At 73.3% G+C, this 25699-nt stretch carries 26 protein-coding genes; 13 read left to right on the top strand and 13 right to left on the bottom strand.

The window, feature by feature from the left end; all coding sequences use genetic code 11:
• Positions 1–45: 45 nt before the first annotated feature.
• Together AB0A74_RS11295 and AB0A74_RS11290 are read right to left on the bottom strand one after the other, a co-directional pair.
• Entirely contained in the window at positions 46–198 is a 153-nt protein-coding gene (locus AB0A74_RS11295) for a hypothetical protein (protein WP_358248703.1), read from the bottom strand.
• Between the two features lie 337 nt (positions 199–535).
• Positions 536–862 (bottom strand): DUF3140 domain-containing protein, encoded by a 327-nt coding sequence (locus tag AB0A74_RS11290; protein ID WP_358248702.1) that lies wholly within the window; start codon positions 860–862, stop codon positions 536–538.
• 71 nt (positions 863–933) lie between these two features.
• Here AB0A74_RS11290 and AB0A74_RS11285 point away from each other — a divergent pair, with 71 nt between their 5' ends.
• The gene (locus AB0A74_RS11285) at positions 934–1152 is read left to right on the top strand and encodes a DUF2945 domain-containing protein (protein ID WP_343931528.1); all 219 of its coding nucleotides are present in this window, start codon (positions 934–936) and stop codon (positions 1150–1152) included.
• A gap of 82 nt (positions 1153–1234) precedes the next feature.
• On the opposite strand, the gene AB0A74_RS11280 is transcribed toward AB0A74_RS11285, so the two are convergent.
• Together AB0A74_RS11280 and AB0A74_RS11275 are read right to left on the bottom strand one after the other, a co-directional pair.
• Entirely contained in the window at positions 1235–3574 is a 2340-nt protein-coding gene (locus AB0A74_RS11280; protein WP_358248701.1) for a glycosyl hydrolase family 65 protein, read from the bottom strand.
• A complete protein-coding gene (locus AB0A74_RS11275; protein WP_358248700.1) occupies positions 3571–4284 on the bottom strand; it encodes a beta-phosphoglucomutase family hydrolase in 714 nt (237 codons plus the stop codon). Before AB0A74_RS11275 ends, AB0A74_RS11280 begins: the two co-directional genes overlap by 4 nt.
• 61 nt (positions 4285–4345) lie before the next feature.
• On the opposite strand from AB0A74_RS11275, the gene AB0A74_RS11270 reads away from it, so the two are divergent.
• Together AB0A74_RS11270 and AB0A74_RS11265 are read left to right on the top strand one after the other, a co-directional pair.
• Positions 4346–5650, top strand: coding sequence for an NAD(P)/FAD-dependent oxidoreductase (locus AB0A74_RS11270; RefSeq protein ID WP_358248699.1), 1305 nt, complete (start codon positions 4346–4348; stop codon positions 5648–5650).
• Positions 5651–5684: 34 nt separating this feature from the next.
• Positions 5685–6299: a hypothetical protein gene (locus AB0A74_RS11265; protein WP_358248698.1), complete on the top strand. Its 615-nt coding sequence runs from the start codon at positions 5685–5687 to the stop codon at positions 6297–6299.
• A gap of 42 nt (positions 6300–6341) precedes the next feature.
• Here the strand turns inward: AB0A74_RS11265 and AB0A74_RS11260 are convergent, their stop codons facing one another.
• A complete protein-coding gene (locus AB0A74_RS11260; protein WP_343931532.1) occupies positions 6342–6662 on the bottom strand; it encodes a DUF3140 domain-containing protein in 321 nt (106 codons plus the stop codon).
• 103 nt (positions 6663–6765) lie between these two features.
• Between AB0A74_RS11260 and AB0A74_RS11255 the strand changes: the two genes are divergently transcribed.
• The 5 genes from AB0A74_RS11255 (at position 6766) to AB0A74_RS11235 (ending at position 10013) form a co-directional block, all read left to right on the top strand.
• Positions 6766–7152, top strand: a complete 387-nt coding sequence (locus tag AB0A74_RS11255; RefSeq protein WP_358248697.1) for a hypothetical protein — start codon at positions 6766–6768, stop codon at positions 7150–7152.
• Positions 7149–7283: a hypothetical protein gene (locus AB0A74_RS11250; protein ID WP_358248696.1), complete on the top strand. Its 135-nt coding sequence runs from the start codon at positions 7149–7151 to the stop codon at positions 7281–7283. The genes AB0A74_RS11255 and AB0A74_RS11250 overlap by 4 nt, the downstream gene beginning before the upstream one ends.
• A 185-nt stretch (positions 7284–7468) precedes the next feature.
• Positions 7469–8116 (top strand): hypothetical protein, encoded by a 648-nt coding sequence (locus AB0A74_RS11245; protein ID WP_358248695.1) that lies wholly within the window; start codon positions 7469–7471, stop codon positions 8114–8116.
• Positions 8117–8550: 434 nt separating this feature from the next.
• Complete coding sequence (locus tag AB0A74_RS11240; protein WP_358248694.1) at positions 8551–9447, top strand: OmpA family protein; 897 nt, start codon at positions 8551–8553, stop codon at positions 9445–9447.
• A gap of 8 nt (positions 9448–9455) precedes the next feature.
• Positions 9456–10013, top strand: coding sequence for a hypothetical protein (locus AB0A74_RS11235; protein ID WP_358248693.1), 558 nt, complete (start codon positions 9456–9458; stop codon positions 10011–10013).
• A gap of 142 nt (positions 10014–10155) precedes the next feature.
• On the opposite strand, the gene AB0A74_RS11230 is transcribed toward AB0A74_RS11235, so the two are convergent.
• Entirely contained in the window at positions 10156–10470 is a 315-nt protein-coding gene (locus tag AB0A74_RS11230) for a WhiB family transcriptional regulator (protein WP_358248788.1), read from the bottom strand.
• A 49-nt stretch (positions 10471–10519) separates the two neighbouring features.
• Positions 10520–11602 (bottom strand): MerR family transcriptional regulator, encoded by a 1083-nt coding sequence (locus AB0A74_RS11225; protein WP_358248692.1) that lies wholly within the window; start codon positions 11600–11602, stop codon positions 10520–10522.
• 116 nt (positions 11603–11718) lie between these two features.
• Between AB0A74_RS11225 and AB0A74_RS11220 the strand changes: the two genes are divergently transcribed.
• From AB0A74_RS11220 to AB0A74_RS11210, 3 genes are read left to right on the top strand one after another with little or no spacing between them, the layout of a single operon-like run.
• Entirely contained in the window at positions 11719–12732 is a 1014-nt protein-coding gene (locus AB0A74_RS11220; RefSeq protein WP_358248691.1) for a chemotaxis protein CheB, read from the top strand.
• Positions 12729–13460, top strand: a complete 732-nt coding sequence (locus AB0A74_RS11215) for an ATP-binding protein (RefSeq protein WP_358248690.1) — start codon at positions 12729–12731, stop codon at positions 13458–13460. The genes AB0A74_RS11220 and AB0A74_RS11215 overlap by 4 nt, the downstream gene beginning before the upstream one ends.
• 51 nt (positions 13461–13511) lie before the next feature.
• A complete protein-coding gene (locus tag AB0A74_RS11210) occupies positions 13512–15359 on the top strand; it encodes a CheR family methyltransferase (protein WP_358248689.1) in 1848 nt (615 codons plus the stop codon).
• Between the two features lie 13 nt (positions 15360–15372).
• On the opposite strand, the gene AB0A74_RS11205 is transcribed toward AB0A74_RS11210, so the two are convergent.
• From AB0A74_RS11205 to AB0A74_RS11190, 4 genes are all read right to left on the bottom strand, one after another.
• Positions 15373–15714: an STAS domain-containing protein gene (locus AB0A74_RS11205; RefSeq protein ID WP_358248688.1), complete on the bottom strand. Its 342-nt coding sequence runs from the start codon at positions 15712–15714 to the stop codon at positions 15373–15375.
• Positions 15715–15802: 88 nt separating this feature from the next.
• Positions 15803–16348 carry a hemerythrin domain-containing protein gene (locus AB0A74_RS11200; protein ID WP_358248687.1) on the bottom strand — a complete coding sequence of 182 codons (546 nt, stop codon included), beginning with the start codon at positions 16346–16348 and terminating at the stop codon, positions 15803–15805.
• 51 nt (positions 16349–16399) lie between these two features.
• Positions 16400–17422: an NlpC/P60 family protein gene (locus AB0A74_RS11195; protein ID WP_358248686.1), complete on the bottom strand. Its 1023-nt coding sequence runs from the start codon at positions 17420–17422 to the stop codon at positions 16400–16402.
• A gap of 92 nt (positions 17423–17514) precedes the next feature.
• The gene (locus tag AB0A74_RS11190) at positions 17515–18375 is read right to left on the bottom strand and encodes a PfkB family carbohydrate kinase (RefSeq protein ID WP_358248685.1); all 861 of its coding nucleotides are present in this window, start codon (positions 18373–18375) and stop codon (positions 17515–17517) included.
• Positions 18376–18521: 146 nt separating this feature from the next.
• On the opposite strand from AB0A74_RS11190, the gene AB0A74_RS11185 reads away from it, so the two are divergent.
• Positions 18522–19796: a lytic polysaccharide monooxygenase gene (locus AB0A74_RS11185; protein ID WP_358248684.1), complete on the top strand. Its 1275-nt coding sequence runs from the start codon at positions 18522–18524 to the stop codon at positions 19794–19796.
• On the top strand, positions 19796–20335 hold the full coding sequence (locus AB0A74_RS11180) for a hypothetical protein (RefSeq protein ID WP_358248683.1): 540 nt from the start codon (positions 19796–19798) through the stop codon (positions 20333–20335). Before AB0A74_RS11185 ends, AB0A74_RS11180 begins: the two co-directional genes overlap by 1 nt.
• Positions 20336–20493: 158 nt before the next feature.
• On the opposite strand, the gene AB0A74_RS11175 is transcribed toward AB0A74_RS11180, so the two are convergent.
• Both AB0A74_RS11175 and AB0A74_RS11170 read right to left on the bottom strand, forming a co-directional pair.
• Complete coding sequence (locus tag AB0A74_RS11175; protein ID WP_358248682.1) at positions 20494–24582, bottom strand: NACHT domain-containing protein; 4089 nt, start codon at positions 24580–24582, stop codon at positions 20494–20496.
• A gap of 38 nt (positions 24583–24620) precedes the next feature.
• Positions 24621–25664: a LacI family DNA-binding transcriptional regulator gene (locus AB0A74_RS11170; RefSeq protein WP_343931551.1), complete on the bottom strand. Its 1044-nt coding sequence runs from the start codon at positions 25662–25664 to the stop codon at positions 24621–24623.
• Positions 25665–25699: the final 35 nt, after the last annotated feature.

Raw genomic sequence — 25699 nt, 5'->3', positions numbered from 1 at the left:
CGCGTCACCAGTCGTACTACCCCCGCGCGCGGCGGGGTGTCAAGATCACGCCTTCGTGCGACCGCGGGGCTGCGGCTCGGCGGGTCCGGCGGGCTCGGGAGCGACGACGGGCTCGGGCCCGGGCCGGTCCAGGGCGCTGAGGTCGAGGTCGGCGAGGTACGTCGCCGCCAGCTCGTCGTAGATCGGTGTTCCGCTCACACCCGGGGATACTGACCGGCGGACCGCCCGCGCGCTGGACATCTCACCTGTGTGGGTTACCCATTTCCAGGTGAAACCCGCAGTTCTGCGGTAACGATCCCCGTCATGCGGGATGCCACGACCCCCGGACGAAGTGGACGGTCGCCGTGTGGTGCGATACGGCGGTCGCGCGTCCCCATTGCCATTCCGAATGGTCCCATGGGGAATTCCCCGGCACCGCGCGTAACGGGGGTGCCGGCGCGCGACGATGATGGCGTAGGCGGCCACAGCCCCCCTGGGCCGCCTGCAAGTCCCGGTCAGGGCTCCCCTCCCCCCGAGGAGCCCTGACCGGGCGTCTTCACCGCTTCAACGGGTCGTGGCCCCAGTTCATCAACGAGTACCGCCACGCCGAGTCCTCGACGTCCTTGGGCCGTTGCGCGAGGTGCCGGTGCACGTACCCGACCACCTTGCGCATGTGGGCGTAGTCGTCCTCGCTGAGGTCGTCGTTCTTGGTGCGCAGCAGCCGCACGATGCGGCGCCCGGAGGCGTGCCCGGTGGACTCGCCGCCGCCGTCCTTCTGCCCCACGGCCCGGGACTCGTCGGTGCCCAGCCAGTCCTCCAGCTCCGCCGCGGTGAGGTTGACCGCCTCGGAGAACTCGTCCCTGATCCGCTTGTGCTCGTCCATGACCCCTCCGTTGGTTCCCCTGGTGGTGCGGGTACCCGTGGGCCACCGGAAGATTCGGCAGAGGAGAAGTCATGGGCGAAACGTTCCGCAAGGGCGACGAAGTCGAGTGGAAGTCGCACGGCAGCACCACCCACGGCAAGGTCGAGGAGAAGATCACCGAGGACACCGAGGCCGCCGGCCGGAAGGTGAAGGCCTCCAAGGACGACCCGCAGTACCGCGTGCGCAGCGCCAAGAGCGGCCGGGACGCGGTGCACAAGCCCTCGGCGCTGCGCCCCCACAAGGGCGACTAGGGCCTGTCCGGTCGCGGTGCGCACGTGGTCCGGGCGGCCGCGCACCCGCTCGGACCGGGCCCGACCGGCGACCGGACAGGCCCTAGGGCCTCGGCTCCCGGCGCACCGGTTCGCGGCCGTGCGGCTGGCTCACCTCCGGCGGCGTGGGCGGCTCGGGGATCGGGAGGGTGAGCGGCGTGCCGGGTTCCACCACGATCGGCTTGCCGTGGTGCTCGGTGCGCAGCGCGCCGCCCGACACGATCCGGTACGTCGCCTCCTCGCGGCCGACCGTCACGCACAACCGCGTGCCCTGGTAGGACATGCGGAACGCCATCCGCGCCAGGCTCGGTGGCAGGCGGGGCGCGAAGGTCAGCCCCGAGTGGTCGCGCATGCCGCCGAACCCGGCGACCACCGCGATCCAGGCGCCCGCCAGCGACGCCATGTGCAGTCCGTTGTGGACGTTGTGGTGCAGGTCGTGCAGGTCGGTGAACGCCGCCTCGGCCAGGTAGTCCCAGGCCAGCTCCAGCGCGCCGACCTCGGCCGCCAGCACCGACTGCGTGCCCGCCGACAGCGACGAGTCCCGCACGGTCCGGGCCTCGTAGTAGGCGAAGTTCGCGGCCTTCTGCTCGGGGGTGAACACGTCGCCGCGCACGTGCATGGCCAGGACCAGGTCCGCCTGCTTGACCACCTGCTTGCGGTACAGGTCGAAGTACGGCTTGGACAGCAGCAGCGGGTACTCGTCCTCGGCGGTGCGCGCGAAGTCCCACTCGGCGTGGGCGGTGAACCCCTCGGCCTGCTCGTGCACGCCCAGCAGCTCGTCGAAGGGCACCAGCGTCTTGTCCGCGGCCAGCCGCCAGGCCCGCACCTCCTCGGGCTTGACGCCCAGGTCACCGGCCTTCTGGGGGTGCCGTTCGGCGGCCAGCGCGGCCTCCCGCAGGTTCTTCTGGGCGATCAGGTTGGTGTAGACGTTGTTGTCCACGATCGCCGAGTACTCGTCCGGGCCGGTCACGCCGTCGATGCGGAACCCGTCGTGCTGGTCGTGGTGGCCCAGCGACATCCACAGCCGCGCGGTCTCCACCAGCAGCTCGGTGCCGCACTCGCGGTCGAACTCGACGTCGCCGGTGGCCGCGGTGTACTGGGCGACCGCGTGGGCCACGTCGCCGGAGACGTGGAACGCCGCCGTGCCCGCGGGCCAGTACGCCGAGCACTCCGCCCCGTTGATGGACCGCCACGGGAACGCCGCCCCGTGCTGGCCCAGCACCACGGCCCGCTCGCGTGCCTTGGGCAGCGTGGAGTGCCGCCAGCGCAGGGCGTCCCGGGCGGCGTCGGGGACCGTGTAGGTCAGCACCGGCAGCACGAACATCTCGGTGTCCCAGAACGCGTGCCCGTCGTAGCCGGGGCCGGTCAGGCCCTTGCCCGCGATCGCCCGGGTCTCGCCGCGGGCGCCGGCCTGGAGGATGTGGAACAGCGCGAACCGCAACGCCTGTTGGATCTCGTCGTCGCCGTCCACCTCGATGTCGGCGACCTCCCAGAAGTCGTCCAGGAACGCGCGCTGCTCGCGCAGCAGGCCCGCCCAGCCGGTCTGCCGCGCGCCCGCCAGCGCCGCGTCGACCTGCGCCCGCAGCGCGGGCACCGACCGCTGCGCGGACCAGCCGTAACCCAGGTACTTGGTCAGCCGCAGCGCGCCGCCCGCCGGGACGTCCACGGCGGCGGTGAACCGGGCCAGGTCGCCCTCGGCGTGGATGCCGGTGCGCACGCCGTCGCTGACGTCCAGCTCGTGGTCCATCGCGGCGGCCATGCGCAGGCCCGAGCGCCGCGTGTGGTGGGCCAGCACGGCCCGCGTGCCCTCGGCCCACGCGAAGTCGGCCACCAGCGGCGCGTCCAGCGCGGCGGCCACGCGCGGGTCGCCGCCCCGGTGCTCGACGGGCTCGTTGGCCAGCAGGTCGGACTGCACCACCAGTTGCAGGTCGTCGTGCGGTTCGACGACGTAGTGGATCGCGGCCACGGCGCGCTGGGTGAACGACACCAGCCGCTCGCTGCGCACGGTGATCCGGCGGCCGGTCGGCGACTCCCACTCGGTGCGCCGGCGCAGCGTGCCGGACCGGAAGTCCAGGACCCGCTCGTGGTCCAGCGCGCGGCCGTAGCGCATGTCCAGCGGCTCGTCCTCGACCAGCAGCCGGACGACCTTGCCGTCGGTGACGTTGACGACGGTCTGCCCGGCCTCGGGGTAGCCGTAGCCGCCCTCGCCGTAGGGCAGCGAGTGCTCCTCGTAGAAGCCGTTGAGGTAGGTGCCGGGCAGGCCGCGCGGCTCGCCCTCGTCCAACGTGCCGCGCATGCCGATGTGCCCGTTGGACAGGGCGAACGTCGACTCCGTCCGCCGCAGGTCGGGCACCGACAGGCCGTGCCAGCGCAACGCCCACGGCTGGATCTCGTAACCGGTCACAGCAGCTCCGCCAAGTCCTCGACCACCACGTCCGCCCCGTTCTCCAGCAGCGCCGGGCGCTGCCCCGCGCGGTCCACGCCCACCACGTACCCGAACCCGCCCGCGCGTCCCGCCGCGACCCCGGCCAACGCGTCCTCGAACACCGCCGCCTGCGCCGGCGCCACGCCGAGCGCCTCGGCGCCGGCCAGGAAGGAGTCCGGCGCGGGCTTGCCGCGCAGCCCGTCCCGGCTGATCACCACGCCGTCCACCAGCGCCTGCACGTACTTCGACAGGCCGGCGGCGTCGAGGACCCGGGTCGCGTTCGCCGAGGACGTCACGACGCCGATCTTCAGGTCGCCGTGGACGGCGTCGAGGTAGCGGACGGTGCCCGGGTAGGGGGTGACGCCCTCCTGGCGGATGATCGCGTCGATCAGCTCGTTCTTGCGGTTGCCGACGCCGTGGACGGTGTCGCGGTCGGGCGGGTCGTCCGGCGACCCCTCGGGCAGCGTGATGCCTCGGGAGGTCAGGAAGGTGCGCACGCCGTCGTAGCGGGGCCGGCCGTCCACGTACTCGACGTAGTCCGATTCGGCGAACGGCGGCTCGCCGCGGGGGCGCAGGAAGTCGTCGAACGTGCGCCGCCACGCGCGGCGGTGCAGCACGGCGGTGCTGGTCAGCACCCCATCGAGGTCGAAGAGGCAGGCGGTGATCCCGTCGGGCAGCCCGATGCTCATGTCCTCGTGTCTACCCCTTCCGGGCGCTGGGTACCCGGCGGGGGAGGGAGGTGGTCGGATCATGGCCAAGCCACGGGTGCTGGTCGTCGGGACGGGGTTCGCGGGCTACCACTGCCTGCGCGCGTTGGAACGGGCGCTGCCGCCGGACGCGGCCGAGCTGGTGGCGGTCAACCCGACCGACTACATGCTGTACGTGCCGCTGCTGCCGGAGGTGGCGGGCGGGACGCTGGACCCGCGCCGGGTGGCCGTGCCGCTGCGGCCCAAGCTGCCGCGGACCCGGCTGGTGCAGGCGCACGCGACCAAGGTGGACCTGGCCGCGCGGACGTGCACGGCGGTGGACGTCGAGGGGCGCGAGCAGGTCCTGGAGTGGGACCGGATCGTGCTGACGTCGGGCAGCGTGACCAGGCTGATGTCCATCCCGGGCGTCGCCGAGCACGCCTACGGGTTCAAGTCGGTGGCCGAGGCGGTGTTCCTGCGCGACCACGTCCTGCGCCAGGTGGAGCTGGCCGAACAGGCCACCGACCCGGCCGAACGCGCCGCCCGCGCCACGATCGTGGTGGTCGGCGCGGGCTACACCGGCACCGAGCTGGTGGCCCAGGGCCAACAACTCACGGCGGCGGCGCTGAAGGGCCGCCCCGCCGCGCCACCCGTGCGCTGGGTCCTGGTGGACATGGCTCCGCGCGTCCTGCCGGGCCTGGACGAACGCCTGTCCGGGCCGGCCCTGGAGGTGCTGCGCTCGCGCGGGGTCGATGTGCGCTTGAAGACCAGCGTGGCCGAGGTGACGGCGTCGTGCGCGAAGCTCACCGACGGCAGCGAGATCCCGTCCAAGACGGTGGTGTGGTGCGTGGGCGTCCGCCCCGATCCCCTGGTCGAATCGGTGGCCCTGCCCACGGAGAAGGGCCGCTTGGTGGTCCAGGAAGACCTGACCGTGCCGGACCACCCGCACGTGTTCGCGGCAGGCGACGTCGCCGCCGTGCCGGATGTCCACAACGACGGCAAACCCACCCCCATGACGGCCCAGCACGCGCAACGCCAGGGCAAACTGGCCGGCCGCAACGTGGCGGCGTCCCTGGGCCACGGCACCCCGGCCCGCTACCGCCACCGGGACCTGGGCTTCGTGGTGGACCTGTCCGGCGGCCAGGCGGTGGCCAACCCGCTGCACGTGCCGCTGACCGGCTGGCCCGCGAAGGTCGTTGCCCGGGGCTACCACCTGCTGGCGATGCCGGGCAACCGCCTGCGCGTGGCGACCGACTGGCTGACCGAACTGCTGACCCGCCGCCAGGTGGTGCAGTTCGGCCTGGTCCCGGCGTCGGGCGTGCGCCTGGGCGACGCGGACCGGGTGGACGCCGGCCCGGTGCTGCACTAGCGAGACGGATTTCCTGTCGGTACCCCGTGCGATCATGGAGACGGGGGCCGGAGGCCGCATCCGGATCAGCATGAGCTTCGGCAACTGGGCGCGCAGGGCGCGCGACGAGACGCTGCCGCTGTCCCACCGCGCCTCCGCGCTGCGCTCCTGCGTCAACCTCTACGCCCCGATCGGGTTCCGCGAGACGCTGAGCCTCCTGCGCGCCCGCGCCGGCCTGTTCGAACACGACGGGACCGCCCTGCTCCGCGCCCTGGACGAACTGGAGACCAGCCGAAACGCGTGGCTGGTCGAATTGGACGCCTACGCGGACCGGCGGCGGGCGGAGAAGCGCCGCGGCAAGCGGGTCCCGAGTGACGGGCGGCCACGGGCCCGGTGGCACGTCGCGCGCCGCGAAGCCGCCCTGCACGCGCTGCGCCTCGCGGTGGCGGGCAGGTGGCCGGACGGTCCCGAGACCGACCACGTCCGGCGGTGTGTCGAAGCCTGCGTCGAGGGCCGGCTTGAAGCGGAGGAGCGACGGCTCCTGGAAGACAGCGCCGCGCGCTTGAAGGAGTGCCGGTACCCGCGCGTCGGCCTCACCGCCTGGGAGGCAGCGGCGCGCCTGCTCTTCTTGGTCGACATGATCGGCGAGGTCGATCCCCCGCGGGAGTAGCCCTGCCCGGAGCCGACCCGGGCAGGACCGCACGACGACGTCTCAGGCCGGCTTGAGCGGGTCGTGGCCGATGGACATCAGGCGGTGGCGCCAGTGGGCCTCGCCGGCGGTCGGTTCCAGGTCCTCGCGGCGCTGTTCGTGGACGCGTTCCACGACCTTGCGCATCACGCGCACGTCTTCGGTGGTCAGGTCGGTGCGCCGCTTGCGCAGCACCCTCAGCACCTCCTGGCCGGTCGGGGTGCCCGCCTGGTCGGGCAGTGCCTCGGAGTTCTCGTCCGCCGAGCGGGTGCGCAGCCAGTCCTCCAGTTCGAGCGAGGTCATGTTCACCACGCGATGGAACTCGTCCCACAGGGTGTCGGTCATGGCGCGGAGGGTTGCCGTTCCGGGTCCGGCTCAAACCCCGTTCTTTGCACAACCCGAACATCCGCCGCACCGGGCGCTCACCGCGTCCCGCGATCGTGGACGCATGAACACATGGATCCGTCGCATCGCCGTCGCGGCCCTCGTCGCCGGGGCCGGCCTGGCCACGACCGGTGTCGCGTCCGCGCAGGACAAGACCTACGCCCCCGTCACGCTCAGCCCGGAGCAGGTGAAGAAGATCTGCGAGCAGCGCCTGCCCCGCGTCGAGGACCGGGTGACGCGCCTCACCACCCGCATCAACGGGGGCGCGGACGTCATCGGCTCCACGGCGTGGCTCAAGGCGCAGGCCCAGAAGGCCCGGGACGCCGGGGACACCGCCCGCGCCGAGCGCCTGGAGAAGCGTGCCGAGCGGCGTGGGGAGCAGCTCACCCGGCTGGGCAAGGTGCAGGAGCGGGTGGACAAGTTCCAGGCCGACCACTGCGGTGTCAAGTGAGGGCCGCGCTGGTCCTGGCGGCCCTCCTCACCGCCCTGGTGGCGTGCCGGGGCGAGGCCGTCCCCGATCCCGGCCTGGACGAGGTCGAGGCGACCTTGAGCAGCATCGAGGCCGAGGTCGACGAGCCGTGACCCCCGGGCGCGGCGGCGTGCTCCAGCGCCGCCGCGCTCCTCCTCCCCGAAGTCCTTCAAAACGCTCTGACCTGCGCATTTACCCTCTATTCCAGGAGAGTCAAGGCTTGGCCCCCCGGAATTGTCGTACCCCTCTGGCACTATCTCGAACAGGTGTTCGGTACGCGTTCGGAAGGGAGCTAGGGATGCGCGTACAACTCGATCCCCGGCAGTGGCCCGGCCGTGTCATCCCCGAGACCGACGACGAGATCGACACGGCCGTCGAGGCGCTGTGCCTGAGAGCGAGCTGGGGTGACGCGGACCGCGCGCTGCTGCGCGAGGTCGTGGAGCCGTGGTTCGCCGAGGGGTGGAGCGTCGACGCCCTGCTGGCGGCCGTGGACTCCAGGCCCGACGGGACCAGGCAGGGCAGACCCAGGAGCCGCGACCAGGCCGCGCACGACTTCCTCCGCGTGCGGCTCTGGTCGTGGTGGCAGGGGGGCGCGCGGCGTGCGCGCCCCCCGGTCGCCGGCATGACGCTGGGGCAGTGGTGGCGGGTCAACCGCCGCAACGCCCGGCTCACCGCGCCACGACCCCGGCGGCCGTTGGGCGAGTCGGGGGAGCAGGCCCGGGAGGAGGTGCGGTCGCGGGCCCGGCTGCGGGACCCGGTGGAGCGGTCGCGGGCCCGGGCGAAGCGGTGGCAGGAGGTGCTCGACTCGTTACTGGTGCCCGGTCAGCGCCCGCCGACGTTCGAGGACTCGCGTCGGTTGCTGGCCGAGGTGGTGGTGCGGGCGCCCGCCCACCCGGTGTGCAGCAAGTGCGGCTGTCGGACGGGGGTGCTGCCTTACGCCGCTTGAAGGTGATGGTCGCGGGTCGGGCTTCGGCTTGACGCGGTGAGGACGGTTCACGCCGGGGCTTGCGGGGCGTGGGCGTGATGACGCATGCCTTGAGGGCGTGCGGAGGTCGAGCGACTCGGCGGTCCGGTTCGAACGGACCCGGTCGAGGCGTCACTCCGTCGTGCCCGACTTCGGTGCGCTCGCGGGGACTTCGCGTCGCGCCGGGACTTCGTGTCGCGCGCCGGCCGGTCTCGCCGCCGAAGATCGGTGCGACTGGGGAACCCTACCCCGTCCGATCCGGACGGTCGCGGCGGGGGTCCCGCGTGTCGCGCCGCCGCCGGATTCCTTGTGCACGCGAATGATCGTCACCTGGACAGGTGAAATGCCGGGCGGTGTCCTGGGCGTACGCCCCGCGCTGGTGGCATCGGCACGGGCACTTCCGGTACGAACGCCCGGTGCTGAAGTCCCCAGCGTGGCGAGCGTGGCTCGTCGGTGCCGTGCTGGTGCCCGCTCTCCTTGCGGCATCAGGGGTTTTCGCCCGAGCGCGGATCGCCGAGCGGGAGGCCGCCGGACGCCTCGCGGTCACCGTGTCCGCGGCCGGGGTGCTGCTGGCCGGTGCCGTCGCCGACGCGGACGAGCGGCGCGCGCTGCTCGACGCGGTCGGGGCCGCAGCCGACTCCCGCCAGGCGGCAGACCCGCGAGCGACGGATCTCCGGCCGACCGATCTCCCGGCACACCTCGCCGTGACTTCCCCGGCGGACCTGGCGGTGACGGACTTCCTGTCGGAGACCGGCATCCGGTCGCCGCTGAGCGCGTCCGCCGCCGCCGACGTGGTCACCGCCGCCTTCGCCGCGTCCGCGCACGACCTCACCGCGGTCGCGACCGGCGACACGCTCGACGTCCGGGCGACCGTGCCCGACGAGCCGCGGGCGGCGGCCCTGCGCGAGGCGCTCACCGCGCTGGGCGCGCGGGACCCGCGGGTGGACGTCGTCGGCGGGGACCTCGACCTCGCCGCGCTGCGGCGGTCGGTGACGGCGATGATCAACGGCAACGGCGGGTTCCGGTTCGAGCCGTCGTCCACGGCGTGGCAGGGCCACGGCCCGGTCCTGGTGGACCGCGTGGGCCGGCTGTTGCTGGTGGCGCCGAAGGCGACCGTCACGCTGACCGGCCACGCCTCCTCGACCGGCCACCCGGACCCGCGCGCGCTCGCGCAGCAGCGGGCGGACGCGGTGCGGGCGTTGTTCGTCGCGCAGGGGGTGCGGCCGGAGCGGATCCGGACGGCGGTCGTCCTCGACGCCGCGCCGGAGAACACGGACCCGGCCACGCGCCAGGTCGACGTCCTGATGAGCTAGGAGCAGCGGTGTTCTGGTTGTTCGCCCAGATGTTCGTCCTGTGCGGGTTCGCGTTCCTGGCGGGCGCGGTCCTGACGTGGCTGCCGCTGCGCGCCACGATCCGCGGCCTGCGCGCCGAACTCACCCACCCGACCACCCCACCGCGCCCGGCCCTGCCCGCGGGCACGCTGACCCTCCCGACCCAACCGAAGCCCGCACCGGAGAACGCGGACGAGCCGGAACCCGCACCGGAAGCCGAGCCCGAACCCGAGCCCGACCACCCGACCGCCGCACTCGCCGCACTCGCCGCACAGCCCACGCCCGAACCCGCCCCGGTGCCCGATGCCGAGCCCGCTCCGGCGGCATCCGCTACGGCGGGAGTCACCTCGGCGAAAGTCGCCCCGGCGGGAGTAACCCCGGCCGCGGTGGTCGAGGTCAAGGGCAGTTCCAAGTCGATGATCTTCCACACGCCCGACTCGCCCTACTTCAAGCGCATGAAGGGCGATGTCACCTTCCGCTCGATCGCCGAGGCCGAGGAAGCGGGCTACACCCAGTGGCGGCCGAGGAGCGCCGCCCAGGTTCGCTGACGGCCGCGAGCCGCGCCCAGGTGGCGCGCCCTGGGGTCTGCCGCGCCCAGGATTCGCCGCGCCTAGGACTCGCCGCGCGCCTAGGACTCGCCGCGGGCAGGTCTGGCGCGCCCGGGGTCTGGCGCGCCCGGAGGCGGCCGGGTCAGTCGCGCTTCGGGGTCGGGGTGGCGTGGCGCTTGCGGTGGTTGCGGGCGATCAGGCGGCGGAGTTCGCTTTCGCCCAGGCCGCCCCACACGCCGTACGTCTCCTCCACCGCCAGCGCGTGCGCCCGGCACTCCGCCACCACCGGGCACCGCGCGCACACCGCCTTCGCCTGCGCCTCCCGGTGCTCCCGCGCGGCACCGCGTTCGTTGTGGGTGTGGAAGAACAGGGCACTGTCCATGCCCCGGCACAGACCTTGGAGTTGCCAGTCCCACGACTCGGCGACCGGCTGGGGAAGACGGGACAGCTCGGGCATGCGGCTCACGTCCTGAGGTCGGAGGGACCTCTCAGAGCCTAAATTCGTTTCAAAATCGGTTCAACTCAAGCACGGCCTCGACGGCCTCGCCCAACGACCCGAGCCGGCGCGCCCCGGGCGGCACGACGGTCCACCCGGGACCCGCGACCAGCACCTCGCAACCGCGTTCCAGCAGGTCGGGGACGGGCGCGAGGGACGCGTACCCGGACGCGTGGGCCCACAGGACCACGACCCGGGGCTCCAACAACTTCACCGCATCGAGTAGTGCCGCGGCGGGCACGCGGGCGCCGAGGTGGCGGGACGCGCAGCCCCGTTCGGCCAGCGCCGCGCCGAGGACGTGCAGCGGCAGGCTGTGCTGCTCGTCGGGCGCGCACGCGAGCAGCGCCGGCAGCCGCCCGGACACCGGCAGCACCGCGCCGCGCACCGCGTCGAGGACGGCCGTGGTCGCGAGGTGCTCGACCTCCACCCCGGACCCCTGCGCGGACACCTTCTCGCCCAACGCCACCAGGAACGGCACCAGCACGCTCTCCCACGCGACCACGACCCCGTGCCGCGCCACCAGCCCGCCGGCCAGGTCGGTCATCAACGGGAGGTCCAGCCGGTACGCCGCACGAGCGAAGCCACGCACCTCCGGAGCCCACCCGTCCCGCTCGACGGGCACCACCCGCGGCCCACCACCCGCCCGCGACCCACGCGCCCCCGACCCACCCGCCCCCGACCCACCCGCCCGCGACCCACCCGCCCGCGACCCACGCACCCCCGAGCCACCCGCCCCCGAGCCACCGTCCCGCGAGCCGCCGTCCCGCGAGCCGCCGTCCCGCGAGCCGCCGTCCTGCGAACCGCCGGCCCGCGACTCGTCGTCGGTGTGCGAGGTGTCGTCGAGCGGCGGGTCGCCGCCGTCCTCGACGGACAGGGTGCGGCCCATCGCGATCGCCGCCGCGGCGGCCGGTGCCACGCCCCGCCCGGTCAGGGCCAGCATGTGCCGCAGCCGGGAGACGTCCTCCTCGCTGTACCGGCGGTGCCTGCCCTCCTCGCGCGTGCTCGGCCCCAACCCGTACCTGCGGTCCCACGTGCGCAGGGTCGTGGGGGAGACGCCCAGCATGCGCGCCACCGCGCCGGCACTCCAGAGCACCACCCCACCGCCGTCCCGTGTCGGACCACCGAAGCGTCCGTGTCGGACCCCGAAGGACCGAATCGTAACGAGTACCCTCCGAACCAGCGGGGTATCCACGACCCGAGGTGCACCCCATGCCATCGAGGGACCTGATAGTCGTCGGCGCGTCCGCGGGGGGCGTCGAGGCGCTCCGGGCGTTCGTCGCCGGCCTGCCCGAAGACCTGGACGCGGCGGTCGCGGTCGTGCTGCACATCCCCGCCCGCGGCACCAGCGCGCTGTCCACCATCCTCGACCGCAGCGGTCCGCTGCCCGCGGCGCCCGCGCGGGCCGGGATGGCGTTGCGCCGGGGCCGCATCCACGTCGCGCCGCCCGACCACCACCTCCTCGTGGTCGACGGCGTGGTCCACCTGTCGCGCGGGCCCACCGAGAACGGTCACCGGCCCTCCGTGGACGCCCTGTTCCGCTCGGCCGCCCTGGCCCGTGGTCCCGGCGTCGTCGGGGTCGTGCTGTCGGGCACGCTGGACGACGGCGCGGCGGGCATGGTCGCGATCTCCGCGCGCGGCGGGCTGACGGTGGTGCAGGATCCCGAGGAGGCCCTGTTCCCGGGCATGGTGAACGCGGTCCTGCGGCACGTCGAGGTGGACCACGTGCTGCCGGCGGGCAAGATGGGCGAACTCCTGCGCGGCGAGGTCGGCGGCCCCGTCGAGGACGCGGGCGACCCGTCCGAGCTGCTGCGCCGGGAGGCCGCGTGGGCCGCGAACGGGTCGGGCGCCGGCCCCGGTGAGGTGGAGTCGATGGGGACGCCGTCGAGCTTCTCGTGCCCCGACTGCGGCGGCGCGCTGCTGGCGCTGGACGCCGAGCACAACCGGTTCCGCTGCCACGTCGGCCACGCCTGGACCGCCGAAGCCCTGCTGGAAGCCCAGGACGCCGCCCTGGAGAGGGCCCTGTGGGCGGCGCTGCGCGCGTTGGAGGAGCAGGTGTCGCTGTCGCGGCGGATGCGGCTGTCCGCCGAGGCGCGCGGCAGCCACTCGATCGTCGAGCGGTGCCGGCGGGCGGAGGCGGAGGCCGCCGGCGCGGCGGACGTGCTGCGCGCGCACCTGCTCGACGGCACGTTCACCAGACCGAACCCACCGGAGCACGCCTCATGACCTTGACGCTCGACGTCGGCACCGAGGCCGGCGCGACGATCGTCCGACCCTCGGGCCGGCTGGACCTCAGCACCTACGCGCACCTGCGCGACAGCCTCCTCAAATGCGCCCTGGAGGGACCGACCGCCGTGGTCGTGGTGCTCGACGACGGCTTCGAGGTCGCCACACCGGCGGTGATGTCGGTGTTCACGACGGTGTGGATGCGGGTGTCGGAGTGGCCCGGCGTCCCCGTCCTGCTGGTCGGCGCGGGCGCGGCGCACCAGCGCGCGCTGGCCGCCGGCGGCGCGGGGCGGTTCGTCCGCCACTACCCGTCCGTCCACGACGCCGTGGTCGCCGCGGAGCAGCGCCCCGACCGGCGGCGCGACGAGACCTGGCTGCCCGAGTCCTCGGTGAGCGCGCTCATGGCGCGGCAGTTCGTGCGCGAGACGTGCGTGCGGTGGGACGTGCGCGACGTGCTGGACGACGCCCTGCTCGTGGTCACCGAACTCGTGCAGAACGCGGTCGAGCACGCCCGCAGCGCCCCGCACCTGCGCTTGGAGCTGCGCGGCCCGACGCTGACCATCGCCGTCCACGACGGCGCGACCGACCCGCCGCGGCGGGGGGACGGCGGCACCACGCCGGGGGGTCGCGGGGTCCGGCTGGTGGAGCGGGTCAGCCGCGTGTGGGGGCACACGTCGTGGCCGGACGGCGGCAAGGTGGTCTGGGCGGTCCTGGACACCGCGCGGTGACGGCGTGGCTCGACCGGGCGCCCCACCGGACGGCGAGTAGCGTTCTCCGGTGTGAGTGACGGCCAGGACCCCGACCGCGACTTCGAGGAAGTCCTCCGCTACCTCAAGGAGTCGCGCGGGTTCGACTTCACCGGGTACAAGCGGACCAGCCTCATGCGCCGCGTCCGGCACCGCATGAACGAGGTCGGCATCGACAACCACGTCGACTACATCGACCACCTCCAGGTCAACGCCGACGAGTTCAACGCGCTGTTCAACACGATCCTGATCAACGTCACCGGCTTCTTCCGGGACGCCGACGCGTGGGGCTTCCTGCGCGACGAGATCATCCCGACGCTGCTGGCCGAACGCGGCCCCGACGACCCGGTGCGGGTGTGGAGCGCCGGCTGCGCGTCCGGCGAGGAGGCCTACAGCCTCGCGATGGCGCTCACCGAGGCGCTGGGCGTCGAGCGGTTCCGCCAGCGGGTCAAGATCTACGCCACCGACGTGGACGAGGACGCCCTCACCCACGCCCGTCACGCCACCTACGGCGAACGCGAACTGCAAGGGGTGCCGCCGGAGCTGGTCGCCAAGTACTTCGAACCGCTCAACGGCCGCCACGCCTTCCGCAAGGACCTGCGCCGCTCGGTCATCTTCGGCCGCAACGACCTGGTGCAGGACGCGCCGATCTCCCGCATCGACCTGCTGGTGTGCCGCAACACCCTGATGTACTTCAACCAGGAGACGCAGGCCAAGATCCTCAACCGGTTCCACTTCGCGCTGGTGCCGCGCGGCGTGCTGTTCCTGGGCAAGGCGGAGATGCTGCTCTCGCACGGCCGGATCTTCGACCCGATCGACCTCAAGCGGCGCGTCTTCCGCAAGACCGCGGGCAGCATCGTCAGCGGCGGGCACTTCGTCACGCACGCGCTGGTGCAGGACCGGCGGATCGACGTCGGCGGCCTGGACCAGATCCGCGAGCTGGCGTTCTCCGCGAGCCCGGTGGCGCAGGTCGTCGTCACCGGCGACGACGTGCTGGCGCTGGCCAACCAGCAGGCCGAGACGCTGTTCGGCCTGGGGCCCAAGGACGTCGGCCGCCCGCTGCGCGACCTGGACCTGTCCTACCGCCCGGTGGAGCTGCGCGGGTACGTCGAGCAGGTCCGCGCCGAACGCCGGGCGCTGCGCGTCAAGGAAGTCGAGTGGCTGCGCTCGCCCGGCGCGTCGCTGTGGCTCGAAGTGCACCTGAACCCGTTGATCGCCTCGGACAACACGGTCCTGGGCGTGTCCATCGTCTTCCACGACGTGACCACGGCGCGCCGGTTGCTCGACGACCTGGAGTACGCCAACCGCCAGCTGGAGTCCGCCTACGAGGAACTCCAGTCGACCAACGAGGAGCTGGAGACCACGAACGAGGAACTCCAGTCCACTGTGGAGGAACTGGAGACGACCAACGAGGAACTCCAGTCCACCAACGAGGAACTGGAGACGATGAACGAGGAGCTCCAGTCCACCAACGACGAGTTGCAGGTCATCAACGACACGCTGCGCGAGCGCAGCCTGGAGCTGGACCAGGTCAACGAGTTCCTGGAGTCCATCCTGACCTCGCTGCGCGCCGGCGTGATCGTGCTCGACACGGGGATGCGCGTCCTCGCGTGGAATCGCGGCGCCGAGGAGCTGTGGGGCGTGCGCCGCGACGAGGCCGAGGGCGAGCACCTGCTCAACCTGGACATCGGCCTGCCGGTGGCCGACCTGCGCCCGGTCGTGCGGCAGGCGTTGACCGACGCGTCGTTCCTGACCGAGGTGAAGCTCGACGCGATCAACCGCAAGGGGCGCGAGGTGGTGGTGCGGGTGGTGTGCAGCTCGCTGCGGTCCAACTCGGGCGAGCCGAACGGGGCGATCCTGGTGATGGAGCCCAACGGCTAGCGCCGGCCGCGCGCTAGCCGATCTCCTCCAGGCCGGAGGTGATCGCGAAGTGCTCGCGCAGCCCCGCGACCTCCAGCGGGTGCAGGACGGCCGGGGTGGTGGCCACGACGCGCAGCGACTTGCCGACCGCCTGGCACGCCGAGCGCATGGTCAGCAGCAGGGTGATGCCGTCGGAGGCGAAGAAGGTCACGCCGCTCAGGTCGAGCACGAGTTCGCGCCGGGTGCGTCCCAGGTGGGCGTGGGCGAACGCGGTCGCGGCGGGGACGGTCGCCATGTCCAGCTCACCCGCGATCCGCAGGACCAGGGTGTCCGGCGACGACTCCACCACCGACAGCTCGACGGGGCTGTCCTCCATGCTCACCTCGGGTGCGCGGGCCGCGCCGACCGGTTCGGCCCGTCCGCGCCCACCAGCCTATGCCCGCGCACCCGGGTGACGCACGTCATCACGACGAGTGGAGCGCCTCTTCGAGCTGGCCCTTGCTCATCGAGGACGCGCCGCTCACGCCCTTGTTCATCGCCTGGGCCATCAGCTCCTCCTTGGTGGCCTGGCCCGGCAGCTCGCCCAGGTGCTTGGCGCGGCTGGCGGCGAACGCCTCGCCCAGCTCCTCGCGCCGCGAGTCCTCCAGCGCGCGGCGCATGCCCGGCAGCACCGTGGACTCCTCTTCCTCCACGTGGTGCGTCACGCCCTCGATCAGCTTCTCCAGCACCGTGTCGTACTCCGCCGAGGTGGGGTCGCACGCGATGAGCTTCGCCAGCAGCGTCTCCGCCTCGACGTGCTCCTCCTGGCTGTGCTGGATCTCCTCCTGCTCGCCGGCCTCGTCCCGCGCCACCGGGTACACCGAGTCCTCCTCCGCCCGGCTGTGGGCGGTCAGCACCGCCGACAGGACGGGCGTGAGCAGTGGTCGCTTCTCGGGGTTGTTCTTCAGCTCGTCGAACAGGCGCTCCACCTCGCGGTGGTCCTGCATGATGAGGTCGACGACATCGGGCACGGGTGCCTCCTCGACTCGACGGTCACGGGTCGAGAGGGGAGTACCCGCGTTTCAGCCGATCACGCGCCGGATCGTGCTGATCGGCCCGATCGACTCGATGTCCTGGATCTTGACCGGCACGCCCTCGGTCGAGGCGTGCACCGCGCGGATGCCGTCGATCGCCATCGACACGTGGGTCTGTCCCGAGTAGTAGATGATCAGGTCGCCGGCCTTCACCTCGTTGAGCGACACCGGTCGCCCGATCGTGGCCTGGCCGTAGGTGGTGCGCGGGATCGCGATGCCCACCGACCGGTACGCGGCCTGCATGAGGCTGGAGCAGTCCCACGTGTTGGGGCCGTTGGAGCCGAACACGTACTGCTTGCCGCGCTGGGTCAGCGCCCACTGCACCGCGTCGCCGGCCTTGCCCGGCGGGGTGTCCACGGGACCGGTGTAGCCCTCGCCCGCGAGGCGGTCGCGCTCGTGCTCGGGCAGCGCCCGGTAGACCGCGCGGACCTCGTTGATCTGCTCGTCCAGCGCGACCTTGCGCTGGTCGATGTCGGCGATGGCCTTGTTGGCGGCGTCGACCGCCTCGTTGGCGCGGCGGGTGGCCTCGTTGGCCTGGTCGACCGCGGCGCTCAGGCTCGCCACCGCCTCGGCGTTCTCGCCCGCGAGCACGCCCAGCGCGGTCATCCGGTTGAGGAAGTCCTGCTGCGAGTCGCTGACCAGCAACGCCGAGAGCTGGGAGAACCGGGCGCCCTCGAAGGAGGCCTCGGTGAGCAGGTCCACCTGGCCCTGCAACTGGCCCTGCGCCTGCTGGGCGGCGGCGAGGTCGCGCTTGGCCTGCTCGATCGTGCCGTTGGCCTTCTCCAGCTCCTCCTCGGCGCGCAGGTGCTGCTCGTTGAGCTGCTCGGCCTCGTGGGCGAGTTCGAAGTACCGCTTGAGGGCCTCGGAGCCGTCGGTGGGCACCGGGTCGGCCACGGCGTGCGGCACGGACACTCCACCGGCCAGCGCGAGGACGGCGGTGGCCGCCAGAGCCGCGCGGACGGTGCGCTGAACGGGGTACGACGCCACGATCGCGCGGTCCTCCTTGAACACCGGATCCCCCGGACGAGTGAGGCCCGTCGAGGTCTCGGACAGGTTACGGAACCCGTCCGCGCGCGTCCATCACCGGGTCCGCCTTCGGCCGGTCACCGCCGCGCGGCGCGCAGCCCGCCCAGGTCGGTCCGCCCGCCGGCGTGGTCCACCGCGCGGCCCGCGGCGGCCACGGCCAGCCGCCCCGCCGCCTCCGGCCCGTCGCCCCGGACCAGGGCGACGGTCAGCGCCGCGACGAACGCGTCACCGCCGCCGGTCGTGTCCACCACGTCCACCTCGGTCAGCGGCACGACGGCCGAGCCCGACGGCCAGACCAGCACGTTCGCCTCGCCCCCGACCTCCAGCGCGACCAGCGACGGCCCGCGCTCCAGCAACGCGCGGCCGGCGTCGAGGGCGTCGTCGGGGGAGGAGATCGACCGGCCGGTCAGCTCCTCGCACTCGTGCTGGTCGGCCCGCAGGACGTCCGCCTCGGCGAGCACGTCCGGCGCGGCGACGCCGTCGAGCACGACGAGACCGCTCGCCCGGCGCGCGGCGGCCAGCGCGGTGTCGTGCGGCTGCTGGAGCTGCACCACGACGGCGTCCGCCTCGGCCACGCACGGCCCGAGGTCGGTCGGCGCGACCAGGGACGTGTCCGGGATGTCCTGCAGGTAGCGCCACCGGCCGTCGCACACGACGTCCACGATCAGCGCCGACCGGCCCCGGCGGGCCACCGGAGTCGTGTCCACGCCGTCCGATCGCAGGTGGTCGACCAGGCGGTCGCCGATGTCGTCGTCCCCGGCGACGCCGACCAGCGCCGCCGACGCGCCCAACTGGACGACGTTCACGGCGATGTTCGCGCCCTTGCCGCCGAGCACTTCGCGGCGCTCCAGCACCGGTGACGTGCCGCCCGCGTCGGGGACTTCGGGGACGACCAGGACGAGGTCTCGGGCGATCTGCCCGACCACGGCGATCCGCATGCCCCGAGCGGTACCCGGGCGCGACCAAATGAAACGAGTCGTTGACGCAAGGTCACCGGACTGCCACAGTGTTCTGGGAGCGCTCCCAGAACACTGTGCTGTTTCACCCCCTGCCAGATCACCGTCGATCTGAAGGAGACATTCCTTTGCGACTCAAGCGCTTCGGGGCGTTGGCCCTCGCCGCCGTCGGGATCGCCGGCGTGACCACCGTGCTCGCGCAGACCGGCGTCGCGGTGGCGCACGGCTCGATGACCTTCCCGGCCAGCCGGACCTACGCGTGCTACGAGGACGGCCGGATCGGCGGTGGTGGTGGCGACCTCAACCCCACCAACCCGGCGTGCCAGGCGGCCGTGGCCATCGGCGGCAAGCAGCCGCTGTGGGACTGGTACGGCAACCTGATCTCCAACGCCGCCGGCCGCCACCGCGAGATCATCGCCGACGGCGACCTGTGCGGCCCGACCACCAAGTACGACGCCTACAACCTGGGGCGCGACGACTGGCCGACCACCACGCTGCGGGCCGGCTCGCAGATCACCATCCACTACAACGCGTGGGCCCCGCACCCGGGCACGTGGGACCAGTACGTCACCCGCGACGGGTACGACCCGCGGCAGCCGCTGCGGTGGTCGGACCTGGAGCCCGCGCCGTTCAACTCGATCACCAACCCGGTGGCCGTGGGCGGCGAGTACAAGTGGAACGCCACGCTGCCCAACAAGTCCGGCCGGCACGTGATCTACTCGATCTGGCAGCGCAACGACAGCCCCGAGGCGTTCTACAGCTGCTCGGACGTGGTCTTCGAGGGTGGCGGCGGCGGCGACACGCAGGCGCCCACCGCGCCCGGCACGCCCACCGCGACGGCCGGCTCGAACTCCGTGGCGCTGTCGTGGGCCGCGTCCTCGGACAACGTCGGGGTCACGAGCTACCAGGTGTTCCGCGAGGCGGGCGCGACCGACGTGCCGGTCGCGTCGGGCAGCGGCACCACGGCCACGGTCACCGGCCTGACGCCCGCGACCGCGTACCAGTTCTACGTGGTGGCGCGGGACGCGGTGGGCAACACGTCCCCGCCGTCGGCGGCGGTCAGCGTGACCACCGGCCCGGGCGGCGGTGAGCCGGGGGCGTGCACGGTGACGTTCGCGACGCCCAGCGTGTGGTCCGGCGGGTTCACCGCGAACGTGACGGTGAAGAACACCGGGACCGCGCCGGCCAACGGCTGGCAGCTGGCCTGGGACGTGCCCGCGGGGCAGGGGGTCGGCCAGGCGTGGTCGGCGACCGTGACCGTGGCGGACGGCAAGGCGACGGCCAAGGGCGCGAGCTGGAACCAGAACCTCGCGGCCGGCGCGTCCACGTCGTTCGGCTTCAACGGCACGGGCCCGGCGACGGCGCCGACGGCGTTCACCCTCAACGGCGCGCGGTGCGGGTGATGTTCGCCCGCCGCGCGGTCCTGGTCGCGCTGCTGGTGGGGTCGGTCGCGTGCGGCGCGCCCGACTCCACCGGCCTGGGCTCGGGTGCGCTGGGCCCGCCGCTGGGCAGCCCCGCGGAGGTCGCCGCGTGGGTGGAGGAGAAGACCGGCGAGTGCGAGGAGCCGACCGACCGGACCATCGAGGAGTTCGCCGAGTTCGTCGGTCCGCTGCGGGCGACGCTGTACGCCCCGTACGTGGACCGGTGGGCGACGTGCAAGGCCGGTCCGTACGAGCGGCTGGGCCTGGTGGTGTTCCGGCGTGACCGGTTGGCGGAGTTCCAGAAGGCGTGGCAGGAGGCGATGAAGACCGGGCAGATCAGCGACAACCCGGACTTCGGCTTCGGCAACGGCTTCGCCCTCAGCGGCACGATCGGCCTGGAACTGCTCGGCCTGCACCGCCTGACCTGCGCCCCGACCACCCCGCCCGCCGCGGGCCACACCCTGCCCGCGGAGGCGCCGGGCTGCCAGTACGTCCAGTTCGAGGGCCATCACCACCACTGACGGCTCGTCCCACCGACCTCCACGGCGAACCGACTCGGCGGTGTCCGGCTTCGCCCTCGCGACGGTGGCAGACGAGACGGGAACCCGCCCCCGACCGCACTCCGCAAGCGGTTGCCGGAGCCCGCGGTCCGGGGGCGGGTCCACCACGGGCCCTCGGCTCAGACGATCTCCGACCGGTAGGCGTCCAAGGCGGCTGTGGCGAGTGCCGCGTCCACCGCCAGGTGGTTGCGGGCGTCGGCCAGGTGGCGCACCGGGTTCCAGGCGTCGCCCGTGGCGGACAGCCGGTCGAGGATCTCGCGCTCTTGGAACGACCGCAGCACGATCGCCGCGTAGGACAGGTACGCCTGGAAACGCTCGCGCACCGCCCACAGCTCCGGCGGCCACGCCTTCAAAGCCACACCGGCGGAAGGCGCGTCGTCGCGGTGGCCGATCAACGCGTCGTGGTCCACCGGCACGCGCGGCGTCTTCGCCAGCCAGCCCAGCAACGCCCCGCTGACCGCGTCCGAACCGGAGTTCACCCGCAGCACCTGCCCGTACGTCACCGTCTCCAGGTCCTGCCGCACCAGGTCCGCCGCCAACGCCCCCAGCTCGGCCACCCCGGTCGCCAGGCGGATGTCGTAAAGCTGCCGCACGGTCCGGTTGAGGTCGCGCGGCAGCCCGCCGGACAGCGCGTGGCACAGCCACACGTACGGCTCGGGCAGCCGCAGCACCCGCTGCACCAGCAACCGCCGCGTCTGCGCCAGCGACAGCCGGCTCACCTGGATCACGTTGTCGAACGCCGAGTCGAACGCCGTGCGCACGGTCAGCGCCCGCCGCGAGAACGCCGCCAGCGCGTCCTCCGACACCGCCACCAGGAAGAAGCACCCCGGCACCCCGAACACCGTCTTCACGTCGTTGATGAACTGCTCCGCCGCCTCCGCCGTGGCGATCTTGTCCACCTCGTCGATGCACACGACGATCCGCGGCGCCCGCCGGTCCGGCCGGGTCGGCAGGTGCGCCACCAGGAACGCCAGGAAGTCCCGGAACTCCCCGACCAGCTCGGGGTAGGTCTTCACCTGCTCGGCTCGCTGCCGCGCGTGCGAACCGCCCAGTTCGACCCCGGACTTGACCCCGGCGGTCGCGGTGCGGGTCGTCGTCTCCAGGTAGCGCAGCGCGCGCAGGTGTCCCCGGGCCACGTCCGCCACCGACGTGTCGTCCCGCCGGGAACGGCGTCGCGCCACCGCCTCCACGGCCAACGCCACCAGCAGCAGCGCCCCGGCCCCGGCCGCGACCACCCGCACGTTCCGCCACGCCCACCGCCCGGCCTCGACCGCCGCCGGCCACAGCGCCGCCCCGGCGACCAGCAGCACCCCGACCACCGCCGTCACCACCCACCGCACGCGCCCCCGCCGCGCGGTCACCGCCGCCGCGCGCGTGTCCGCCGGCAGCACGGCCAGGCACATCCGGCTGAACAGGTGCACCAGGAAGTCCCGGCTGTCGTAGTCGGTCGGCGCGGGCACGACCACGGTCAGGTCGTCGGGGTTCCCGCCGAACCGCCGGTCGCCGAAGATGCCCAGCACGGTGCTCTTGCCGATGCCGCGCGGACCGCTCAGCCCGATCGCGCCGCCCGCCATCGCGTCGAGCATCCGGTTCAACCGCGCGCTGGTGTCGGTCGGCACGAACTGCGCGCTCTCCGTCAGGTCGCCGAGCCGCTTGACCGACGCGTCGGGCAGCCGCGTGTCGAAGGACCGCTCGGCCAGCACCTCCACGCGGGCCGCCACCATCGGCAGCACCCCGTTCTCGACCAACGATTCCACGAGCGCTTCCCACGCCCGCACCGCGTCCCGTCGGGCCTGCGCCGCGCGGCGCGGCAACGCGGTCTCCGCCGGCCACCGCCCGGGGTCGTCCACGGACAACGCGTCCCACCGCTTCTTCAACGGCCGCGACCACAGCCACAACACCCCGAACACCACAGCCGCGCCGCCCACCACGTACACCGACACGGGGTGAACCGATCGCATGAAGTCGACGTACCCTGGAGGCGCGACCGCCGTCGCGATCAGCACCCCGCAGGACGCGATCACGCCCCAGAACACGCTGAAGTGCGCCCGGTGCAGCGGGGCGAGCCGCACGGCCACCGCCCGGTGCCAGTTCAGCAGCCGCTCCACGACCCGCGACCGCTCGTCCTCCTCCCCGGCCGGCAGCCCCGGCTCCCAGAACCCGGGTTGCAGCACCATGACCACCGCCGCGACCACCCCGGCCGTCCACCCGACCGCGAGGACGACCGGCGGCGCCGCCGTCGTGGCCAGCGCGGCCCCGCCGGCCAACGCCGCCAACGGCCCGCCGGCGTGCCCGAAGGACCGCGCGGCCAACGCCAACCGCGGCACCCCGGCCGAGGCGAGCAACCGCTCCTTCACCGCCACGTAACGCTCCCGAGCCGCGGCGGTGGCCAGGACCAGGTCCTCCTCGGAGTCGGCGATCTCGGCGGCGACCTCCTTCGTCAACCGCTCGATCGCCGGCGCCTCCACCACCGCCCGCACGTCGGCCCGCGCACACGCCCGTTCCACCAGGTCGGCGCGCAGCAGGCGGATCATCCGCACGGCGTCGGGGTCCACCGGCGGCCGACCGGACCCGTACTCGGCGGCCAGGTGGTCCCGCAGTCGGCGGTGGTGGAACTGGTACACGCCCCCGGAGTGCCGCAACAACCCCAACCGCCGCTCGGCCTCCAGGAACGTCATCAACCGCCACGGCACCCGCCCGAGCAATGCCAACCACACCCGACTCACCGAGTACCGCCCGTAGGCGCTGAAACAGACACCCACCAGCCCGGCGGCGACCCCCAACCCGACCACCAGCGCGACACCCCGCTCGAACGCACTGGCCAACCCGACCGCCAACACCACGGTCACCCCGACGACCACCCCCTGCACGAGCGCCATCCGCCGGTCCCGCGACAACGACTCCTGCGGGTGCCGCGCGGCCGACGGCGCCGACGACAGGCTCCACCCCAACCCGAAGGCGGCGGCGATCTCCGCGCCGACCCCCGTCACCACCCCGACCCACAGCCCGAACAACAGGCCGCCGAACACCCCGACCAGCGCGCCGACCAGCACCGCGACCCCGACGAACACCGCCCGCGGCACGTCCCGCCCGAGCCGCCACCAGGCCAGGTCGGCGGTGTCGAGCCGGCCGAGGTGCGCCGCCAGGAACCCGAGCCACTCGGCGGCGCGGTCACCGGGGCGGTAGCCGTCGGTGTCGGTCCCGGACGCGGCACGGACCAGTGCCGACTCCAACAGGTGGCGCTCGATGGCGTCGGGGGTGGCGAACCGGGTCGTGTCGAGCAGTTCGGCGGGAGTGGTGTCCGGGGCGGCGTAGGCGCGCAGGACCAGGCCCAGGGCACGCGGGGTGGACAGCGCGACGGCCAGCGGACCTTCCGGCTCGGCGGCGATCGCGCGGACCAGCGGCGTCCACCGCTCACCCCGGTCCGGCAACTGTCCGACGACGTCCGAGACGGAGAGCGGCTCCAGCACCGCCACCGTGACGCGTTCCCGCTCCAGCCCGTGGTACTCGTCCGTGCGGCAGGTCAGGACGTACGGTAGGCCCGAGCGGTCCAGAGCGTCCAGGAACGCGGCCCGCCGGCCGGGCGCGACGTCGTCCAGCCCGTCGAGGATCGGCAGGACCCGCCCAGCCTCGACCAGTCGGTCGAGGTCGGTCCTCGGCCTCGGGTACCGGTGCTCTCGGGCCGGCACGTCGACCAGCCACTCCCGCAAGGACCGGCCCTCGCGCCAGGACCCGGGGGAGACCACCACGGGCACCTGATCGTTCGAAGGCGGCGTGTCGCGCAGGAGGTCCAGGGCCAACCGCTGCGCGGCGGCGGTCTTGCCGGACCCCGGACCGCCGAGGATCACCAGCCGCCGGTCGGGCAAGGCCCGAAAAGCCCGGGCGAGCGCGGTCGTGTCGCCCTCGTCCGTCCGGAGATCCGACCAGCTCAGCGTGACCCTCAAGCGGTCGTCGGTGGCGGGCAGTCGGCCGCGCTCGGACCTCGCCAGCGCCTGGGCCGCCAGGTCGAGCGGGTAGGTGTGCTCGGGTCGCCGGAGGACGAGGTTCTGGATCGCGGCGATGCCCAGGACGATCAGGACGACCGCACCCCACGCCAGGACGCGGCTCGGGTCCCCGGGAGGAGCGGACCTGGTGACCAGGTGGGCCACAACGCCGAGAGCGGTGGCCGGCAGGACGAGGACACCGAAGGCCACCAGCGCACGCCGCATGCCGGGTTATCGGCACGCGGCGCGGTGGCGTTAACGATCTAGCGCGGGGGAGCGGTGCTCTGGCGGACCACCAGTGTGGTCGCCAGTTCGATGCGGCGGTGTTCCGGCTCGTCGCCGCGGGCCAGGGTGATCGCCAGGCGGGTGCCCGCCGCCGCCATGTCCTGCAGCGGTTGGCGGACCGTGGTCAGCGGGGGGCCGACCCACTGGGCCACCGGCAGGTCGTCGAAGCCGACCACCGACAGGTCCTCCGGCACCCGCAGGCCCGCCGCCCGCGCCGCCTCGTACACGCCCAGCGCCTGCAGGTCGCTGCCCGCGAACACCGCGGTCGGCGGGTCCGCGAGGTCCAGCAGCGGCTCGAACTGGCGGCGGCCCGACTCGACGTGGAAGTCGCCGTAGCGGACCAGGGCCGGGTCGAAGGCCAGGCCGGCCGTCTCCAGCGCCGCGCGGTAGCCGTCCACCCGGGCCCGGCTGCACAGGACCCGTTCCGGGCCGCCGATCATGGCGATGCGCCGGTGGCCCAGCTCGATCAGGTGCCGCGTGGCGGTCAGGCCGCCGTTCCAGTTCGTCGCGCCGATCGACGGCGTCGAGTCCTGCGGCTCGCCGATCGGGTCGACCACCACGACCGGGATGTCCCGGGCCCGCAGCTTGGCCAGCTGTTGCGCGGTGAGGTCGGAGAAGACCGAGATGACGCCCAGCGGCCGGCGCGCGATCACCCCTTCGAGCCACCCGTGGCCGGGCGTCAGCCTGCCCTGCGACTCCGACAGCACCAGGGCCAGGCCCTGCTCGGCGGCGACCTGCTCGGCCCCGCGGATGATCTCCAGCGCCCACGCGCTCTCCAGCTCGTGGAACATCAGCTCCACCAGGTTGGACCGCCGGGACCGCTCGTCGGAGCGCCGCTGGTAGCCGTGCCGCCGGATGATCGCCTCAACCCGCTCGCGGGTGTGCGGGGCGACGTCGGCACGCCCGTTCATCACCTTCGAAACTGTCGGCACCGATACGCCGGCCTCGGCCGCGATGTCGGCAATGGTGATCTTGCCGGAGGTGGTGCCATCCGGCGAAGACTGCTCGGCTTTGGTCGGCATGCGGGCAGCATACGTCACCGAAACTATCGGAAGGA

The organism is Saccharothrix sp. NPDC042600 (genome assembly GCF_040647305.1).
Classification (GTDB): Bacteria; Actinomycetota; Actinomycetes; order Mycobacteriales; family Pseudonocardiaceae; genus Actinosynnema; species Actinosynnema mutabilis.
This window is presented reverse-complemented; position numbering and strand designations above follow the sequence as displayed.